At 30.3% G+C, this 19,607-nt stretch carries 17 protein-coding genes; 14 read left to right on the top strand and 3 right to left on the bottom strand.

Translation table 11 applies throughout. The annotated features are described in order from the left end of the window. Positions 1-77: 77 nt before the first annotated feature. Positions 78-1,166: an NlpC/P60 family protein gene (locus FYJ83_RS11155; RefSeq protein ID WP_154440582.1), complete on the top strand. Its 1,089-nt coding sequence runs from the start codon at positions 78-80 to the stop codon at positions 1,164-1,166. 77 nt (positions 1,167-1,243) lie between these two features. On the opposite strand, the gene FYJ83_RS11150 is transcribed toward FYJ83_RS11155, so the two are convergent. Continuing rightward, positions 1,244-1,672 carry a saccharopine dehydrogenase family protein gene (locus FYJ83_RS11150; protein WP_154440580.1) on the bottom strand — a complete coding sequence of 143 codons (429 nt, stop codon included), beginning with the start codon at positions 1,670-1,672 and terminating at the stop codon, positions 1,244-1,246. A gap of 375 nt (positions 1,673-2,047) precedes the next feature. Between FYJ83_RS11150 and FYJ83_RS11145 the strand changes: the two genes are divergently transcribed. From FYJ83_RS11145 to FYJ83_RS11135, 3 genes are all read left to right on the top strand, one after another. Continuing rightward, positions 2,048-3,349 carry a methyl-accepting chemotaxis protein gene (locus FYJ83_RS11145; RefSeq protein ID WP_154440578.1) on the top strand — a complete coding sequence of 434 codons (1,302 nt, stop codon included), beginning with the start codon at positions 2,048-2,050 and terminating at the stop codon, positions 3,347-3,349. A gap of 156 nt (positions 3,350-3,505) precedes the next feature. Then, positions 3,506-4,231 carry a DUF5714 domain-containing protein gene (locus FYJ83_RS11140; protein WP_154440576.1) on the top strand — a complete coding sequence of 242 codons (726 nt, stop codon included), beginning with the start codon at positions 3,506-3,508 and terminating at the stop codon, positions 4,229-4,231. Positions 4,232-4,395: 164 nt separating this feature from the next. After that, positions 4,396-6,090: a methyl-accepting chemotaxis protein gene (locus FYJ83_RS11135; RefSeq protein ID WP_154440574.1), complete on the top strand. Its 1,695-nt coding sequence runs from the start codon at positions 4,396-4,398 to the stop codon at positions 6,088-6,090. A gap of 49 nt (positions 6,091-6,139) precedes the next feature. Here FYJ83_RS11135 and FYJ83_RS11130 read toward each other — a convergent pair whose 3' ends face one another. Further along, a complete protein-coding gene (locus tag FYJ83_RS11130) occupies positions 6,140-6,808 on the bottom strand; it encodes an RluA family pseudouridine synthase (protein ID WP_154440572.1) in 669 nt (222 codons plus the stop codon). A gap of 123 nt (positions 6,809-6,931) precedes the next feature. Between FYJ83_RS11130 and FYJ83_RS11125 the strand changes: the two genes are divergently transcribed. From FYJ83_RS11125 to FYJ83_RS11085, 9 genes are all read left to right on the top strand, one after another. Next, positions 6,932-7,417 carry an LURP-one-related/scramblase family protein gene (locus FYJ83_RS11125; RefSeq protein ID WP_154440570.1) on the top strand — a complete coding sequence of 162 codons (486 nt, stop codon included), beginning with the start codon at positions 6,932-6,934 and terminating at the stop codon, positions 7,415-7,417. Positions 7,418-7,505: 88 nt separating this feature from the next. Then, the gene (locus FYJ83_RS11120) at positions 7,506-8,531 is read left to right on the top strand and encodes a stalk domain-containing protein (protein ID WP_154440568.1); all 1,026 of its coding nucleotides are present in this window, start codon (positions 7,506-7,508) and stop codon (positions 8,529-8,531) included. 164 nt (positions 8,532-8,695) lie between these two features. After that, positions 8,696-10,555: a sensor histidine kinase gene (locus FYJ83_RS11115; RefSeq protein WP_154440566.1), complete on the top strand. Its 1,860-nt coding sequence runs from the start codon at positions 8,696-8,698 to the stop codon at positions 10,553-10,555. A gap of 79 nt (positions 10,556-10,634) precedes the next feature. Then, positions 10,635-11,018: an iron-sulfur cluster assembly scaffold protein gene (locus FYJ83_RS11110; protein ID WP_154440564.1), complete on the top strand. Its 384-nt coding sequence runs from the start codon at positions 10,635-10,637 to the stop codon at positions 11,016-11,018. 106 nt (positions 11,019-11,124) lie between these two features. Further along, a complete protein-coding gene (locus FYJ83_RS11105) occupies positions 11,125-12,288 on the top strand; it encodes a double-cubane-cluster-containing anaerobic reductase (RefSeq protein WP_154440562.1) in 1,164 nt (387 codons plus the stop codon). 13 nt (positions 12,289-12,301) lie between these two features. Next, a complete protein-coding gene (locus FYJ83_RS11100; protein WP_154440560.1) occupies positions 12,302-13,057 on the top strand; it encodes an acyl-CoA dehydratase activase in 756 nt (251 codons plus the stop codon). Positions 13,058-13,223: 166 nt separating this feature from the next. Next, positions 13,224-13,919, top strand: coding sequence for a cache domain-containing protein (locus FYJ83_RS11095; protein WP_154440558.1), 696 nt, complete (start codon positions 13,224-13,226; stop codon positions 13,917-13,919). Positions 13,920-13,925: 6 nt separating this feature from the next. Beyond that, positions 13,926-15,215, top strand: a complete 1,290-nt coding sequence (locus tag FYJ83_RS11090; RefSeq protein ID WP_154440556.1) for a methyl-accepting chemotaxis protein — start codon at positions 13,926-13,928, stop codon at positions 15,213-15,215. A 276-nt stretch (positions 15,216-15,491) separates the two neighbouring features. Next, complete coding sequence (locus FYJ83_RS11085; protein WP_229768569.1) at positions 15,492-16,964, top strand: sigma-54 interaction domain-containing protein; 1,473 nt, start codon at positions 15,492-15,494, stop codon at positions 16,962-16,964. A gap of 125 nt (positions 16,965-17,089) precedes the next feature. Here FYJ83_RS11085 and FYJ83_RS11080 read toward each other — a convergent pair whose 3' ends face one another. Then, a complete protein-coding gene (locus FYJ83_RS11080; protein WP_154440554.1) occupies positions 17,090-18,514 on the bottom strand; it encodes a sigma-54 interaction domain-containing protein in 1,425 nt (474 codons plus the stop codon). A 236-nt stretch (positions 18,515-18,750) separates the two neighbouring features. Here FYJ83_RS11080 and FYJ83_RS11075 point away from each other — a divergent pair, with 236 nt between their 5' ends. After that, the gene (locus FYJ83_RS11075; RefSeq protein ID WP_154440552.1) at positions 18,751-19,578 is read left to right on the top strand and encodes a DAPG hydrolase family protein; all 828 of its coding nucleotides are present in this window, start codon (positions 18,751-18,753) and stop codon (positions 19,576-19,578) included. Positions 19,579-19,607 lie beyond the last annotated feature (29 nt).

The following is a 19,607-nucleotide window of genomic DNA, read 5'->3' as shown; positions in this document are numbered from 1 at the left end:
AACGATTCTATGTTAATATATAAATATTACAAAATTGTAACCTATTTTTTACTACTTTTGAAGAAAGGCGGAAACCAATGATAAGTAAAATTCAAAGACTTTGGCTAACTTTAGTATTTACCATTATGGTAATCATAATTCCTAAAACTACATATGCTAATTTAGAATCATCCCAAAATAAAGGAGATGTTCCAAGTAAATGGGCAATATCAGAAGTTGAGAAAGCTAAAGAGAGGGACATTGTACCAGATAAACTTCAAGGAGATTATAGAAAAAATATTACAAGGGAAGAATTTGCCGAACTTGCAGTAAGACTATATCAAGTTTTAAGTAAAAAAGAGACTATGATACAAGGACCAAGTCCGTTTAGTGATACAAACAATCCATATATTACCATGGGAAATAAGCTAGGTATAATAGATGGAAAAGGAGATGGAACTTTTTCTCCAGACAAAAATATAATTAGAGAACAAGTAAGTGTAATTTTATATCAGACACTAAAGGCCGCAAAACCAAAATATGATTATACAAATCCCAATAATTATGATTTTAAGGACTATAATATGATTTCAAGTTGGGCAAGAGAATCTGTAAATTATTTATATGGTGTAGAAATTATAAATGGTGTTGCTGATAATGAATTTAATCCAAAGGGTTATACCAGTAGAGAACAGGCAATAGTCCTTGCAATGAGAACCTATGAACAGGTAATAGCATCTGACAGGGCTTCTAGGAATGGATTAACTACATCAAGAGCTGGGACAAGCAGACAGTTAAATATTCAAGAAAGTGATTCAAGCGAAAAGATAAAGAGCATTATATCAGCTCAAATGGGGAAACCTTATCAATGGGGAGGAATAGGCCCCAATAGTTTTGATTGTTCAGGTTTAACTCACTATATATTTAGTAAGCTTGGCGTAGCAATACCAAGAACCTCAAAGGATCAAATAACAGCAGGAGTATATGTAGAAAAGAAGGATTTACAGTATGGTGATTTAGTTCTTTTCGCCAGAGACGGAAGAAATATAAATCATGTAGGAATATATGTAGGAAATGGAAACTTCGTACACGCTCCTCAATCGGGAGATGTAGTAAAGACAACTACCCTTACTACAGGATATTATGCAAACAGTTATTATACTGCTAGAAGAATTATCTCTAAATAAATTATAATAAAAATCTAAAAGAATAAAGGACTATTCTTCTATATAATAGACAGAAGAATAGTCCTTTTATATTTATATTAATTCCATTCAGTATTAACTATAATTTCTTTTTTTAATGTAATAGGATAATTACTATCTTTAGTTCTTTCGATTACATTATTGATAAATGACTTAGGTTCTAAACATTCTTCTGGAACTAGTACGCCAGTTTTTTCTATTTTGCCCTGTGCAAGTAATTCAGCTCCTAAAGCTAAAGGAATACTTGTTACTGATCTTATTGTAGATACTAATAAACTTCCAAAAGGAGAGCCAAAGTCATAAACTTCTTTTCCCTGGAAGGCATTTCCATAAACTTTATTTCCATCTTTTATTAGAGGAACTCTTCCAAAGAAATTTTCAATAGTATGGTCCAATACAGCAGGACCTTCTGGTTCTCTATTATTAATAGCCATATATATATTAATATCTTCAATCTTATCTAACTCCTTTGCACTATGTACAGCCATTAAAGGAATCAGTCCAGAACTAGGACCTAGTCCAACAATAACAGAAATATTTTTTTCTTTAGCTAATTTTTGATTTTCATGTGAATTCCTCCTTTGATTTATAATAAATATTTACCAAAGGATTATAAAAAAATAAAGATAGGCAGCAGGTATTTACATAATTTTACATATTTATAATTATTATACTATAATCCTGTAGAATGGATAAAAATATATATTAAGAATTATAAATATAGGAAATAAGTCCTAATATATAAGATTACAAATAATGGTAAAATATGTATATAATAAATTAATAGAGAAAATATTGTTTTAATATGGCAATATTTGGGATAGATGATAAAATTATAGCATAATTAAAAGGAGGGGTTTAAATTGAAAAGCATTAGAACTAAACTTATTGTCTATTTTTCGGTTTTACTATTAGTAGCATCTATTTCTACAGGTCTTATAACTATACTCACAGCTGACAAACTTCTTACACAAGAAATAGGAGAAGCATCCCATATCGTCTCCGTATTAAGAGGAAAGATTATAAAGGATACAACTATTAATATAATATGTGGTATATTTATTGTATATTTTATAGGAAACGCAATAACCAAGCCAATTATTGCTGGGGTAAAGCATTTAGAAGAAATAGCCGAATATAATATAACTAGAGAAACACCTCAAAAGTATGCTAGAAGAAAAGATGAGATAGGTAGCTTTATTAGAGCCATAGAACATATCACCGCTAACCTTAAAGAAATTTTAGGGGATATTAGCAGTTCATCGGAGCAAGTTGCCACTGCTTCAAAAGAGATGACATCAGTAACTTATCAATCAGCCATTGCCATAGAAGAAGTGGCAAAAACAGCAGAAGAAATAGCCAATGGTGCATCTGAACAGGCACAAAACACAGAAGAAGCCTCAGCAAAAGCTATGGAATTAGGGGAAATTATTGAATTAGATATTGAATATATTAAAGACTTAACAAATGAATCAAACAAAGTAATGGAAATAATTGATGATGGCATAGAAAAGATGGAAAATTTATATAATATAACACTGGAAAGCAATAGGGCTGTAACAGAAATACATACATCTATATCTAAAACTAAAGATAGTTCCAATAAAATTAGTGAAGCAAGTAATTTAATATCAGCAATATCAGAAAAGACAAATTTACTAGCTTTAAATGCTGCCATAGAAGCAGCAAGAGCAGGTGAAGCTGGAAGAGGATTTGCAGTTGTAGCAGATGAGATTAAAAAACTAGCAGAGCAATCGTCTTTTTCAATAGAAACCATTAATAAAGTAGTTGAAGAATTACAGGATAATGCTGAAAATACAGTAAACATTATGGAACAAGTGAAAGCTAGAGCTGAAGAACAGACAGAAAATGTTGTAAGTGGTAAAGATAAATATATACTAATATCTGAAGCTATGAAAGATACAGAAAGAATTATTAAAGAGATAAACTTATCAGAAAAAAATAAGGAAGAAAAGAAAGACGAAATACTTAACTTTTTACAAGGTCTTTCCGCCATTGCTCAAGAGAATTCAGCAGCTACACAGCAAGTAACAGCATCTATGGAAGAACAATCAGCATCTACAGGAGAAATATCTAAAGGCAGTGAAGGTTTATATGATTTGGCACAAGATTTACAATCTATTGTTAAAAAATTTAAAATCTAGTAAATAACATATATAAAAAACATAGTTGAGGAAGATTCCAACTATGTTTTTGTCATTTATTGTCGAAATAAATCTAATATGGAAGAAAGGTCAGAATAATGATATAATAATTTTAATAAGAGTCATTATATTAAATTGATAATAAAGGAGATAATTATGGATATAAAAACTAATGAAAAAATACATTCAAAGGATTGTATGATTTGTGGACAAGAACTTGAATATTTTGAAGAGTATAAGGACTTGGAATGCCTATATTGTCATGAAAAATTCAAATCCAATGTAAGCTGTAAAGATGGGCATTATGTATGTGATTCCTGCCATTCTATCAGTGGAAATGATTTAATAGAAAGATATTGTAAAAATACAGATAAAACTAATCCCGTTGAAATGGCAATTGAAATTATGAAAAGTCCTATGATAAATATGCACGGCCCAGAACATCACTTCTTAGTACCAGCAGTTCTTATAACATCTTATTATAATATTAAAGATGAAAAAAAGAATAAAATCAAAAAGCTTGCAGTTGCCAAAATGAGGGCGAAGGATGTGAAAGGTGGTATATGTGGATTTTATGGAAATTGTGGTGCAGCAGTAGGTACAGGAATCTTTATTAGTATAATAACAGAGGCAACCCCTCTGACAAAGGAAAACTGGGGATTGGCAAACTTAATGACTGGCACAAGTTTAATAGAAATATCTAAAACTGGTGGTCCAAGATGTTGTAAAAGAAATGTATTTACTGCAATAAAAACAGCAGCAAAGATTTCAGAAGAACATTTTGGAATGAAAATGTATGACTATGAAAACTACAAACCTATTTGTGGATTTAAATCTAACAATAGAGAGTGTTTAAAATTAGAGTGTCCTTATTTCAAATAGAGAATATAATAAACCATAGGGACAAACATATAATAATCTATATGAAATATTAGCAAATAGTATAATTTATTTGAAAAATATAATCAAGTGATTTAGTAGCTTCAAACCTTGTAGATTTACAAAAAATATTGTAATGAAAAAATTGAGGAAACAGGTGTGAAAAAATGAAAATTTCAAAGTTACTAAAAATAATAGGTGGTATAAGTATTGTTGTAATAGTAGTAAATGTAATGGCTTTACTTGGACTTAATTCAGCCATAAATCAAGAGAGAGAGGCAAAAGAAAAACAAATTGAATTTGAACATTTGGGACTAGAACTTAAAAAGGCATCAGATTATTTAACAGAGCAGACAAAGAATTATGTACTGTTAGGAGAAAAAGTATACTATGATAATTATTGGAAAGAAGTAAATGAAACTAGAACAAGAGAAAAGGTTTTAGTTAAATTGGAAGAATTAGGAGCAACGGAGGAGCAAATTCAAATATTAGATAAAGCAGAAAATGCTTCAAAGGATTTAGCAAAGGTAGAAGAAAGGGCTTTAGATATAGTATTAATTGGAAATATGGAAGAAGCTAGAGAGTTAATATTTAGTAGTGGTTATAATGACGCCAAGGCTGGAATTGATAAGTTAGTTAACGAATTCATAGAAGAGATAAACACCATGGCAAGGATAAATGCAGAATCAGCATTAAATAAGGCTAAACTTCAATTTATAATAGTATATATTCTCATGGCCTTACTCATAACTATTATAATTTTAACTTTTATGGTACTTTTGAAGAAGATTAAAGGATTGATAACTATAACAAAACAATTAGAAGAATTAGCAACAAATGATGGAGACCTTACTTCAAGAGTAGATATAAATAGTAAAGATGAAGTAGGGGATATTGCCAATAGTTTTAATATATTTGTGGAAAAGGTTAGAAATATAGTAGTGGAAATCGCAGATATATCTCAACAAGTGGCAGCTTCATCAGAGGAATTAAATTCTACGACGGAACAATCATCTGTTGCAGCTGAAGAAGTTGCAAGAGCCATAGATGAAATAGCAAAGGGAGCAACAGACCAAGCTAAAGATACAGAGGACGGATCAATTCATATAAACGATTTGGGAATATTTATTGAAAAAAGTTCGGAGTTAATTGAAAACCTAAATGAATCTTCAGACGAAGTTATAAAGTTAATAGAAGAAGGATTTGAATCCATAAAGGTTCTAAATACCAGTGCTGAAGACAACAATAAAATAAGTATAAGTGTAGGTAAAACAATAATGGAAACCAATACTAGTGCAGAGAAAATATCTGTTGCCAGCGATATGATAAGAAATATTGCAGAACAAACTAATCTATTGGCGTTAAATGCGGCTATAGAAGCCGCTAGAGCAGGTGAATCTGGTAGGGGGTTTTCAGTTGTAGCAGAAGAAATCAAAAAACTAGCAGAACAATCTACTGGATTTGCAAATGAAATAACAGAAGTAATTAAAGATTTGATTCAAAAAACAGAACATTCAGTCATGCTAATGGAAGAAGCAGAGAAGATAGTAAATTCTCAATCAACAAGTGTAGTAGACACAAGCAATAAATTTAAAGGTATATCAGAATTCATTCAAAAAATGAAAGATAGTATTGAAATAATAAATGAAAGTACTCAAGAAATGGGTATAAGAAAGGACGAAGTTATAAATATTATGGAAACCCTATCTGCTATTTCTGAAGAAAATGCTGCTGGAACTCAGGAAGCTTCTGCATCTATAGAAGAACAAACAGCTTCTATGGAGGAAATAGCCAATGCTAGTGAGGAATTAGCAAAACAAGCTGAGTCCATATTGAAAAGTATAGGAAGATTTAAATATTAGGCTTTATATAAAAAAATCATCTCAAGATAATTATCTTGAGATGATTTTTTTAATTGTTAATATGAAATTTATTCCAAGGAAACTCTTTATAAGGCAAAGATGTAAAACTCATATACTCCTTGGCGTTAGGATGCTTAAATCCTATTTTGTAAGCCCAAAGAGAAATTTGAGTCCATTCCTTTTTCTTCACAAAAGTCTTATTATACTTATTATCTCCCCATATAGGAAAGCCAGCATGAGATAGCTGAACTCTTATTTGATGATGACGTCCAGTCTTTAATATAATCTTTAGTAAGGTTAATGCTCCGTATTCTTCAGTATCTATTGTATCCAGTACACTATATTGAAGTATGGCTTCCTTAGAACCATGGGTTTTGTCGTCAACAACTTTACTCATATTAATAGTACGAAGTTTCTTCAGATGATTCCTTAACTCTCCCTGAGTTTCAAGGGGTTTTCCACATACAACAACTAGATATTCTTTATATAAGTTTCGGGCTGAAATTTCTTTAGATAAAAAGGAATTAGCCTTCTCTGTTTTTGCATATACCATAACGCCACCAACAGGTCTATCTAATCTATGTACCAATCCTAGATAGGGTCTATCTAATATACTCATCAAATCATCATCAGAGGTTTTATCACCCTGACAGGGGATTTTAGGTGGTTTTTCCACCACTAATATATCTTTATCTTCAAAAATAATTTTAATGTCCATATTTCCTCCATAAATTTATTCTATATCTTATTATTCTCTTATATAAAAAATATAGTTATAATAGTATTATAATAATAGTGTAAAATAAAGAAAAGAAAATAATCTATAATAGAGGTGGATTTTATGAGATATTTAATCAAAGAAAGGATATTTTCCTTTTCGGATAGTTTCACAATAAATGATGAAAATGGAAGACCTTTCTACGAAATAGTTGGGAAAATATTGTCTATAGGTAATAAATTAAACTTATATGATATGGAAGGAAGGAATTTATTCTATATTGAACAAAAGATATTTAGATTTTTACCAGAGTATAATATTTATGAAGGTGACAATCTGGTGGCGAAAGTTCAAAAAGAATTTACCTTTTTTAAACCTAAATTTACAATAGACAGTTTCTATGGAAACTTTACCATAGATGGAGATATTTTGGCCTATAACTTTAATATAATAAAAGATGGCAGACCCATTGCTTGGATAAGTAAGAAGTTCCTTAGTTTTTCAGATACCTATTCTGTAGATATATCAGATGAAGAAAACCAACCTTTTATACTAGCCTTAGTCATAGTATTGGATCAGGTATTTCATGATAATAGAAATAACAATTAAATTTAATGTAATCATAATGTAATACTAATGTAACCACTTTCCTATAAATCATTGATATACTATAGAAAAGATAAGGAGTGATTAAAAAATGAAAAAAACTACTAAATATATAGCATTGTCATTAGCAACATATATGACTTTAAGTCCATTAGCAGTTAAGGCTGAAACAAATGAAAATTTAGATATAATACCTATTTCTGCACCTATAACAGATAAGGAAGTACAGATTAAAGATTATATAAACTATGAAGGAAAAATTGTTGAAATAAAAAATGATGGAGATAAGCTTTCCATGCTTATAAAAGCCGAGGATGATGAATATGGACTAATACTCCATATCAATGAAGATGTGATTTTATTAAACCAAAAAACTAAAGATTTTACTGATAAAGATAAATTAAAAGAAGGAATGACTATTACTGCATATTATGCTAAACATACTCCAATGTTATTGAGCCTTCCAGGACAATTGACACCAGGAGTAATAGTTGTAAAAGAAAGTGAAGAACCGTCATTTATTAAGGTATCTGGTTTTAATGAAGATTTAGTAAGCGGAGAAAATGATCTAAAATTAAATATTAGTGAGGATACTGTTATAGTAAATAAAGATGGTGAAAAGGTAGAAAAAGAAGATATTAAAGACAAAGATTTAATAGTTTTCTATACTGCGTCAACGAAAAGTATTCCAGCACAAACAACTCCAGAGAAGATAATTGTAATTAAAGAAACATTAAAGGAAGAAAATGTTGAGATTACAGAAATTACAGCTTTAGACAAGATAATAATAGATGGAAAGGAAGTTAAATTAACCAACTTAATTTATACAAATGATGAAGGTATTAAGATGATACCCCTTAGACAAATAGCTGAGGCATTGGGATATGAGGTAAAATGGAATAATAAAGCAAGAAGTGCAGAATTAACAAAGGGAGCTCAATACACATCTATAGTTATTGGAGAAGATAACTATAATTTTGCAAAGATGCTGATTAAGCTTGGTACAGCACCAGAGTTTAAAGACTCAACTTCTTATGTACCCATTAGTTTTCTAGAGGAAGTTCTAAAGTTAGGAGTAGAAATAACAAAAGAGGGCATAATCAATATAGGTCTATAATATAAGATCTCCTTTAAAATCAGGAAATTATGATTTAATCATAGTTTCCTGATTTTTTAATTTAACGCATTAGCTTATTGTTAAAATATGGAAAAAGTGTTACAATGGTGAAAAAGAACCAATTTGTAAATCAAATTTTAGTATAAATAATAGGAGGGTAGATATTGAAGAGTAAAAATATAAGACTAAAAATAATTTATATAATCTTTGTAACATTAATCCCCTTATCAATACTAAAGTTTATAGATATACAAAAACAATTTAATGAAAGTATTGAAAATCAAATAGAGGTAAATTCTGATATAGCAGAAATGCTTAGCAATGTATTTGTAAATTTTTTGGAAAGAATATGGGACAACCAGTACACTATAGGTATTTCCATAACTACACATACTAACTGGAGCAATGCAAGTATAAAGGAATACTTGAACAAAATCAAATACAGAGACAACAACCTAGATATGCAATATTATTGGGCCACTGATGAAGGCATTATAACTACAGATCTATATAGTGATAATTTAGAAATAGATATACGTGACACTACATATTTTAATGAAATCTTATCTGGCAAGGAAAAAGCTGTGGGAAATTTGCAGCATAGTATTATTAGCAAAGAGTTAATAATACCTATAGCAAGAGGAATAAGAGTGGACGGAAAATTAAAGGGAATAGTTATAAATACACTAAACGTTAATGATATGGAAGATATAATACCATTAAATAAGCCAGATGATAAAAGCACATATGGAATAATCGATAAAGAGGGAACTTATGTATATTGTTCTATTAAAAATGATATGTCATTGGAAGAAAGAAAAATAGCCTTAGATTCACCTAGTATAATGGCATTAAAGGGACAAATAGTTAGAACCTCTGCAAGGTATTCTAATATAGAAGGCAAAGATAAATTAGAAGTGAATTTCCCCCTAGATGAAATAGGATGGTCAGCGTTTGCAGTTACTTCTATAGAAGAATTACTAATAGACAATAGACAAACCTTTACAAAAGATATATTTGTTCTTGTTTTCTTTTATTTTATATCGTTTATTATAGCAATGTTTGTATCCAATGGACTTATTAGATCAATAGATAAACTAAAGGATACGGCATATAAAGTTATAAAAGGTGACTTAACTATACGAACTGAAATAGAAAATGATGATTACTTAGGTGATGTGGGGCAAGCATTTGATAGTATGATAGACACTGTTAGTGAGAAGGTAAAAGAAGTAGAAGAATACAATGAATTAAAATCTCAATTCTTGGCAACTATGTCTCACGAATTGAAAACACCTCTTAATATAATATTAGGCTGTGTACAATTACTAGAAAACTGCGATATAGAAGATGAGGAATTTGAAAGTTACTTTAATAAATATATTTATATGCAGAAGCAAAATAGTTATAGACTCCTTAGACTTATAAATAATATTATTGATATAAATAAATTAGAGACAAACCATTTCCATTTCAGACCTATGAATAATGATATAGTCAAGGTAGTAGAAGATATTACTATGTCCATTGTTGAATACACCAAATTAAAAAACATCAATATTATATTCGATACAGATATAGAAGAAAAAATAATTGCTTTTGATTCAGATATGATGGAGAGAATTATTTTGAATCTATTATCAAATGCAATCAAATTTACAGAAGCTGGCGGAAAAATTGAGGTCAATATAAAAAATACAGAAGAAGTAGTTATGATCTCCGTAAGAGATAGTGGAGTAGGAATACCGGCAGATAAACTTCATATGATATTCGATAGGTTTTCTCAAGTTGACTCTCCATTGAATAAAAGAGCTGAAGGTTCAGGTATAGGACTGCATTTAGTTAAGGCATTGGTAGAATTGCATGAAGGCTATATATCAGTGGAAAGCGAACTGGGGCAATGGACAGAATTTATAATAGGGTTACCAAATAAAGTTTTGGATGAATTTTATGATATAGAAGATAGCAATAATCCAGTTAATGCTGAAAAGATACGAGTGGAATTCTCAGATATTTATGTATAAAGTGGAAACAAGAAAACCTTATACGGAAATATAAATTTATGTTAAAATATATATATTATATATAACAGGAAGTGATTAAATGTATTCAGAATACTCAATGAAGGTAATAGAACATTTTATGAGTCCAAGGAATGTTGGAAGCATGAAAGACCCTCATGGTGAAGGAACTTATGGAGATTTAAAATGTGGTGATTCCTTAACTATTTACATTAAGGTAAAAGATAATATAATAACAGATATTAGTTTTCTAGTATTTGGATGTACTGCATCTATAGCTACAAGTAGTATGATAACCGAAATGGCAAAGGGCAAAACCATAGAAGAAGCTTTAAGTATAACAGAGAAACAGCTAATAGATGCCTTAGATGGACTTCCTCAAAGTAAAATTCACTGTTCAGTTCTTGGGGTAAAGGGGTTGAGAGCTGCCATAGATGACTATTTAAAAAAGAATAAATCCTTATAAGAAATATCTATATTAAACCATGTACCTATTGATAAAAACAATTGGAACATGGTTTTTTTACATGATAATATTTAGATGTATGTAATTCTTAAAAAGGAGCGATAATATGAGACCAGTTGTAATGGAAGAAGTTGAAGCGTTAAGAGGCGTGAATTCAGTTAAAATAAAAGAGGCTCACGAAGCAGGAAAAAAAGTAGTAGGAATGTACTGTGTATTTTCACCTTCAGAAATAGCATTAGCAGCAGACGCAATTTCTGTAACTTTATGTGGGACAACCCAGGCACCAATAGAAGATGCAGAAAAAGAATTACCAAGAAACCTATGTCCACTAATTAAATCTAGTTATGGTTTTGCAATTACAGATAAATGTCCATACTTCTATTTTTCAGATGCTTTATTAGCAGAGACTACTTGTGATGGAAAGAAAAAGATGTATGAATTAATGGGTAAAATAAAACCTATGCACATAATGAATTTGCCACAAACAGCTGATGATGAAGATTCACTGGAATTGTGGAAAAAAGAAATGGTTAAATTTCAAAAGTTTCTAGAGGAAAAATTTGAAGTAGAAATAACAGATGAAAAACTAAAAGAAGCTATTAAGCTTATGAATAGAGAAAGAGATGCAATGAAAAGATTACATAAACTAAATGCTCACAAGCCTGCACCTTTATCTGGAATGGATATGATGTTGGCTCAATGGCTAAAAGGATTCAATGTAGATAAAGAAGCAGGAATAAACTTAATTGAAAGACTAATAGCTGAAGTAGAAGAGAGAATGGAAAAGGGAATATATGCCTTTGATGAAAATGCACCTAGAATATTGCTTACAGGATGTCCAATAGGAGCTGGTTCTGAAAAAGTGCTAAAAGCATTGGAAGAAGCAGGAGCATCAGTAGTAGCTTTAGAAAATTGTACTGGATATAAGGGCCTAGATGTAATGGTAGATGAAAATAAAGACCCTATAACTGCTTTAGCAGAAAAATATTTATCTACTCCTTGTTCATGTATGACCAATAATAATGGAAGATTGGATTTAATAGAGAGATTAGCTAAAGAATATGATGTAGATGGAGTAGTAGATTTGACTTGGCAAGCATGTCATACTTATAATATAGAATCCTTTACAGTTAAGAAATTTGTTCAGGAAGAACTAAATCTTCCGTTTATTCAAATAGAGACTGACTACTCAGATTCAGATACTGGACAAGTAAAAGTAAGAGTTGAGGCTTTCTTAGAAACCATAGAAAAACCATCAATGGCAAAGTAAAGGATGAGAAATAATGTATTATATAGGGATAGACATAGGATCAACGGCAGCAAAGGTATCTGTATTTGAAGAAGATAATCTAATAAAGAACTTCACCATGCCTACAGGATGGAGTAGTGTAGAAACTTCAAAATCAATAAAAGAGAAACTAGAAAAAGAAAATATAAAAATAGATGAGTCGAAGGTCATAGCCACTGGATATGGAAGAATCTCCGTTCCCTATGCAGATAAAACCATAACAGAAATAACCTGCCATGGTAAAGGCACTCACTATTTACTAGGAACAGATGCAACTGTAATAGACATAGGGGGTCAGGATACCAAAATCATTACATTAGAGAATGGGAAAGTATCTAACTTCACCATGAATGACAAATGTGCAGCAGGTACTGGTAGGTTTTTGGAATTAATGGCAAACACTTTAGGTGTCAGTATAGACGAATTAGCAGAAATGGCTCTTTCAGGAGATGATGTAAATATCACTAGTATGTGTACAGTATTTGCAGAATCTGAAGTCATAAGCCTTATAGGAGCGGGGACAAAAAGAGAAAGCATAGCAAGAGGAATAGTAAATTCCATTACAGGAAGGGTATATGCTCTTCTTCACAAACATGGTACTACAGATACTATTTTTTTAACAGGTGGATTGTGTGAAGTAGAACCTTTTGTTACTCTTCTGTCGGAAAAACTTCAAAATGAAGTAAAAACAAGTGATTTGGCTAGATATGCAGGTGCCATAGGAGCGGCATTATTAGCAAAAAGTATATAAACATAAAAAGGCTAATTGATAATTCAATTAGCCTTTTTATGTTTATATATAGTGGGTATAAATATAAAAAATTAATACTAATTTGATAGTTATAAAATTAACTAATATATAATAGAATATTGTCGATAAATATTTATAATAGTAATGATATTAGGGGGGAGAAGAATTGAAGAAAAATAAGAAAAGTATTAAGACTCAGTTGACAGTATTACTTCTATTTATATCAGTTGTTCCATTAGTATTGTTGGGAGTATTGTCATATAAAATATCTTTTGATACATTATATGATAAATTAAAAATTATGTCTTTACAGAATATAGAGGAGGTTCAAAATTCCATAGATTTTTCCTTTGGAAGATTTGAATCACTAATTAATATGTTCAGTGAAGATCCAATGTTTAAAGATGTGTATTTTGATTATGAACTTACTGGTGAGGTCTTTGAAAAATTAGGATATGCACACAAAAGTGATGCGGCGATTTTAGGAGCATATATAGGTTTAGAAAATAAACAGACCATATTATATCCTGAAACTGAATTAGCACCTGATTATGACCCTACAGCAAGGGATTGGTATAGGGATGCAGTAGTAAATAAGGGAAACATAACTTACTCAGACCCATATATAGACGCATTTACAGGAAAAAATATAATAACTGTATCTAAAACTGTAGAACAAAATGGAAATATAGTAGGTGCCCTTGCAATAGATATAGCTTTAGAGGACTTGACTAATATATTATCATCTATTAAAGTTGGAGAAAATGGCTACTTACATATAATTGATTCAAAAGGGGTAACAGTAGCCCATCCAGATTCTCAAGAATTAAGCAAGGAGACAGCCAAAGAAATGCCTTGGTAGGATGATGTGCTAAATAGTGACCAGAACTTTGAAACCTATAGAATCCAAGGGAAAAGAGGATATATAGGACATACAACAGATAGTAAGAGGGATTGGAAAATAGTAGTTACTTTAGACGAAAAAGAACTATTAGATGACATTAATAAACTAAAGTCAATAATTCAAATTATAGTGGTTATTATAGCTATTGTTTCAGTGGCATTATCTTTAATTGTAGTTAAAGGTATGAATAATAGTATAAACAAAATTTTAGAGGCATTTCAAAAAGTATCCAGTGGTGATCTCTTAGTGCATACAGATATAAATACTAAAGACGAATTTCAAACTTTAGGAGAGGGATTTAATAATATGGTGGATACTATTAAGGAATTGGTTTTAGATATAAATAACTCCTCAGATATTATATTCTCCACATCGGATAATATGAGTACCAGTGCAAATGAAACTTCCATAGCAGTAGATGAAATAAGTATTACAATTGACCAATTAGCTCAAGGAACCATAACTCAAGCAGAAGATATTAACGAAGGAGTAATAGCTCTAAATAAAATTGTAGAAGAAATTCAGAATATAGAAGAATTGGCAAACAATATGAACAACATATCTTTAAAGACCAATGACTTAAGTCAAGAAGGACTTAAACATATGAATAAATTAACGGAAAGAACAAGAGAAGTAAATATATCCACTGGGGATATGTCTAAAGTTATAAAGGAAATGGATGAAGCAACTGGAGAAATTGGAATCATAACTGAAGCTATAAATAGTATATCATCTCAAACAAACCTTTTAGCATTAAATGCAGCAATAGAGGCAGCTCGTGCTGGAGAAGCAGGAAGAGGATTTTCTGTAGTAGCAGACGAAATAAGAAAACTAGCGGAACAATCGAGTACCGCTACAGCAAAAATTCAATCCTTAATAGAAAGTATAAAAGGAAAATCCCAATTAGCAGTATATTCCATGGATAATACTCAGTCAATAGTTAAAGACCAAACTGAATCTGTTGAAGAAACAAGAGAAATATTTGGTAAAATATTGGAGAGTATCAATAGTTTAATGGAAGGTATAGGGAATATAAAATACACTATAGAAGATACCAATAAGGATACGGATAATATAGTAAATACTATGGCAAGTATAGCAGCAGTAGCAGAAGAATCCTCTGCAAGCACAGAGGAAGTATCTGCATCTGCAGAAGAAATAAATGCAACTATGACAGAATTTAATGAAACAGCATTAAAATTAAAGGAATTATCACAAGAACTAAAAGAAAGGTTGAATATTTTTAGAATATAGATATATTATTTTCAATAACTCCGATTTTTGATGTCTAGCTTCAAAGATTGGGGTTATTCTATAATGACACAGAATTAAATTTGTATCTAAATTTATCATAGTAATATATAATACTATGTTTACTATTCCAAGATTAACTAGCTTTTTATATAACAAATATAATGGACAAAGAATTTTAATATATGATAATATATATTTACAACTTGACTTAAATATAGTAACTAATTATTTCTAAAGGAACTGCTTAAGTAAATATTAGGCTAAGGAGGAAATAGATTGGTATTTAATGAAGAATATATTGAAAATGAAAATCATAACGAGAAAATAATGAAAATGGAAAGAAAGATAAAGGAATTAGAAAAAGAAAATAAATTTCATAAAGAAAGAGCATTAACTGCATTGGAGCTAGGAGATGCAGTGTCAGATGGTATTTGCATAGTAGATAGTCAAGGTGTAGTAACTGAAATTAACAAGGGTTATACAGAAATAACAGGAATTTGCAGAGAAGAAATAGTTGGTAGACATATACAAGATATGCTAGATAGGAAATACTTTACCAGTGCAGTTTCTCTAGAAGTTCTAAAAAGTAAAAAAAAGATATCTGCAATTTCAATAATTAAAAACAATAATAAAAAGGTACTAATAACTGGAAATCCATTTGTAGACCAAAAAGGAAATATATCCCAAGTAATTACTGTAATGAGAGATTTTACGGAAATTAATTCATTGCGAGAAAGATTAGAGAAGGCAGAAAACGAAAATAAAAAGTATCTCAGTGAATTAAGATACATAAGAGATAGTCAAAATGAAAGTGAATTTTTAGGAAATAGTCTTGATGCCAGAAAAATTAGACAAACTATTAACCAAGTTGCAAAAACAGATGCAACTGTTTTAATCACAGGTGAAACTGGAGTAGGTAAGGAAATTATATCTAGAGAGGTCTATAAAAATAGTAATAGGAGTGATGGACCATATATAAAGATTAACTGCGCTGCAATACCTGAAACTCTTTTGGAGTCGGAATTATTTGGATATGAAAAAGGTGCTTTTACTGGAGCATTGCAGAAGGAGAAGATAGGGTTATTAGAAATGGGACATAAGGGAACCGTATTATTAGATGAAATCGGAGAGATGCCCATGCAATTGCAATCTAAAATATTGAGATTTTTGCAGGAAAGAGAGATCACTAGAGTAGGAGGCACTATACCTAAACTATTAGATGTAAGGATTATTGCAGCAACAAATCAAAATCTATTAGAGCAAATAAAGCAAGGTAAATTTAGAGAGGACTTATATTATAGATTAAATGTTATTCCAATAACTATACCACCTATTAGAGATAGAAAAGAAGATATCAGAATTCTTGCATATAAGTTTTTAGAAGTATTTAATAAGAGGTATAAAAAGAATTTAGAGTTTGATGAAGCTGCATTACAAGCATTAGAGTATTATAATTGGCCTGGTAATGTTCGTGAATTAGAAAATACCATAGAAAGACTTGTTATTATCACTAATGAAGAATTTATAACTATGGATTGTGTAATGAATACTTTAAGCACAGACAAGATTTCTATTGATTTGTTTACTAAAGATGATATTACCTTAAAAGAGGCTATTGATATGTTGGAAAAAAATATAATAGAAAAGGCCTTTAGAAAACATGGTAGCACCTATAAGGTAGCAGAGATTTTAGGAGTATCACAATCAACCGTTGTGAGAAAAATGCAAGCCTTAGGTATAGAAAATTAATACAATAATGAATTTCAATAATGCAATATTGAATTAAAAAATCACAATTAGTAAGAGTATTTATACTAATTGTGATTTTTATTTATATGGCATATTTATTGCAAGTATTAATAAGGTTTGTCAATTTACTCTGTTAATTTAGGGGCTATATTTATTTTATATTTATTTAATTTATTATATAATGTAGGTCTGCTTATGTTTAATATCTTTGAAGTCAGTGAGATATTATAGCTACAATACTCTAAGGCACGTAAAATGGCTTCTTTTTCGGCTTCTTCAATAGTAGCTATTTTTATATCTGTCGAAGTATTTTTAGAGCATCCATGTAAACTAATAGTCGTATTTTCTGGGAACTCTATATTGGAATATAATATATTGTGTATATCTTGGTCGTCGATAGTACCTTCTTGCTTTATAATGTTTAGTCGGTTTAATATATTTCTTAACTGTCTTACATTACCAGGCCAACTATAATCTATTAACCTTTCCATTGCATTCTGCGTAAAAGAAACCCTGAGTTGATCTAATTCAATAAAATGTTCTACTAAAATAGGGATATCTTCAGTCCTAGCCCTTAATGGTGGAATTATAATTTCGATAGTATTTAGCCGATAATATAAGTCTGAACGAAACTTACCCTCCCTAGATAGTCTGTGTAAATTCGCATTAGTAGAAGCAATTATTCTAGCATTTAAGGGAATAAGTTTAATATCACCTACTCTTTCAAATTCCTTTTCTTCTAAAACTCGTAGGAGTTTACTCTGTAGTCTTAAATCCATATCTCCAATTTCATCCAACAATATAGAGCCACCGGAAGCAATCTCAAATTTCCCCTTTTTATTTTCTGTAGCCCCGGTAAATGCTCCTTTTACATGACCAAAAAGTTCTGATTCTAATAGTGGTTCTGGTATTGCATTACAATTTATCTTAATAAAGGGAGATAGTTTATTATAAAACTTGGATGAATGTATGGCATTGCTTATAATTTCTTTTCCTGTACCTGTTTCTCCAAGGATTAAAACTGGATGATTAGATATAGCAGCACTTTCGCATTGAACAATCATATCTTTTACTATCTTACTATTACCTATGAAATCTTCAAATAGATAGCTAGTTTCAAGTCTTGATATCTGATCATATAAATCCTTAGGCAAAGAAGGATCCATATTGGTTATATTCCATAGGATATTTTTTAGCATAGAAATATTTCTATACAATATGGTACCTAAAGCACCAATAGTCTGTTCTTCCCATATAATTGGAAATATATTTGCAAGTATTTTTCTTCCATGTATTACCTCTATAATACCCATTTCAGCTCTTCCGGTATTCAATACTTTTTTAAATGGTAAAGCATCATAAAGGTAATCAATGTTTTTTTCTATAATTTGATTTTTTGATTCTTTCCTTAATTTAGGGATACTAGAACTAACATGGATTATCTTTTCTTGGGAATCAACTAATGTGGCCATATCGAAGAGTTTTTCCATTATTTCATCAAGAATACCATTTCTTTCATATATTTGATCCTTAGACAAATTTATATACATAATTTACCTCCGAAAAAGATTAATTTGTATATAAGATACCACATGACTAGTTAAATGTAAATTGATAGTGGAAGAAAAATATACAATTGTAAAAATAAGTGTAAAAAAATATTACAAAGCTAAAACATTGACAATTTTAAAACTAACAAATTTAGTTATGAGATAACTGGCATATTAATTGCAATATTATAAAGTGGAATTCTTCATATAAAAATATAAATAAGGGAGATGAAAAGATGAGTATAAGAGAATTAACAAAAGAAGAACAATCAAAATCTTATTCTAAGTATTTTTATAATCCAATAACTCCACCTAATAAAGAGCTATTGGAGATTTTAGCCCAAGGGTCAATGGAGCCCAGTAAGGCTTTATTGCCTGAAGATATTAATGATCTTTTAAATCCGGGATATTTTGATGTGGAAACAGGATATTGTAATTTAGAAAATGGTACAGGGTATATTGCAGTATTAAACAAGATGCCAGGGGTTACAATTGATATGGTGAATTGGTGGTTTGCATGGCATGGACTTGAAGACTTACGTTATATGTTATGGTTCAATAAAGGCCATTATGGTGTTTCAATAGATGAAAAAGATAGAGAAAAAATATTAGACCCAAATACTTCTATGACAGATAGATTTCAAGGAATAACACACTATGTAAAAGAAGATACAGGAATAGGAATTGAAAATATTGCAATTAATTTCTTAAAACCAGAAGATGTTGGTTTTGATATGAAGAGATTTCATTCTCCAAATGTGGGAACTGTAGTTATAGGGAATGGACTATCATCTATGGAAGGAGCTCCAGAAGATGCACCAAAGATTCCTGCAATTATGTGTCATTTCATAAGGGAGATAGAAGGTGGAGTGGAGTTTCGTACAAGATTTTGGATGGGATATAGAATCATAGACAAAAAAACTGTTAAACTATTGCCACCAGGAATACAAGTACCTATAGAGGCTATAAAAGCCTTGGCTAACCATGCAGTTGAAGAATATACGCATTTGGCTTCTTTTTTGCCTAAGATCTATGAAGAGGAGAAAGAGAAATCTTTTATCTAAATCAATTTAGTAATTAAGGTTTTGTTATT

The organism is Tissierella pigra, from assembly GCF_009695605.1.
Lineage (GTDB): Bacteria > Bacillota > Clostridia > Tissierellales > Tissierellaceae > Tissierella > Tissierella pigra.
The sequence above is the reverse complement of the archived record's forward strand: the minus strand, read 5'-3'. Positions and strand labels throughout refer to the sequence as shown.

What these genes read in the sequence shown, in the direction of transcription:
- FYJ83_RS11155 (WP_154440582.1), top strand. Translation starts at nt 78, where the DNA reads ATGATAAGTAAAATTCAAAGACTTTGGCTAACTTTAGTATTTACCATT.
- FYJ83_RS11150 (WP_154440580.1), bottom strand. Translation starts at nt 1,672, where the DNA reads ATGGCTGTACATAGTGCAAAGGAGTTAGATAAGATTGAAGATATTAAT.
- FYJ83_RS11140 (WP_154440576.1), top strand. Translation starts at nt 3,506, where the DNA reads ATGGATATAAAAACTAATGAAAAAATACATTCAAAGGATTGTATGATT.
- FYJ83_RS11135 (WP_154440574.1), top strand. Translation starts at nt 4,396, where the DNA reads ATGAAAATTTCAAAGTTACTAAAAATAATAGGTGGTATAAGTATTGTT.
- FYJ83_RS11130 (WP_154440572.1), bottom strand. Translation starts at nt 6,808, where the DNA reads ATGGACATTAAAATTATTTTTGAAGATAAAGATATATTAGTGGTGGAA.
- FYJ83_RS11125 (WP_154440570.1), top strand. Translation starts at nt 6,932, where the DNA reads ATGAGATATTTAATCAAAGAAAGGATATTTTCCTTTTCGGATAGTTTC.
- FYJ83_RS11120 (WP_154440568.1), top strand. Translation starts at nt 7,506, where the DNA reads ATGAAAAAAACTACTAAATATATAGCATTGTCATTAGCAACATATATG.
- FYJ83_RS11110 (WP_154440564.1), top strand. Translation starts at nt 10,635, where the DNA reads ATGTATTCAGAATACTCAATGAAGGTAATAGAACATTTTATGAGTCCA.
- FYJ83_RS11105 (WP_154440562.1), top strand. Translation starts at nt 11,125, where the DNA reads ATGAGACCAGTTGTAATGGAAGAAGTTGAAGCGTTAAGAGGCGTGAAT.
- FYJ83_RS11100 (WP_154440560.1), top strand. Translation starts at nt 12,302, where the DNA reads ATGTATTATATAGGGATAGACATAGGATCAACGGCAGCAAAGGTATCT.
- FYJ83_RS11080 (WP_154440554.1), bottom strand. Translation starts at nt 18,514, where the DNA reads ATGTATATAAATTTGTCTAAGGATCAAATATATGAAAGAAATGGTATT.
- FYJ83_RS11075 (WP_154440552.1), top strand. Translation starts at nt 18,751, where the DNA reads ATGAGTATAAGAGAATTAACAAAAGAAGAACAATCAAAATCTTATTCT.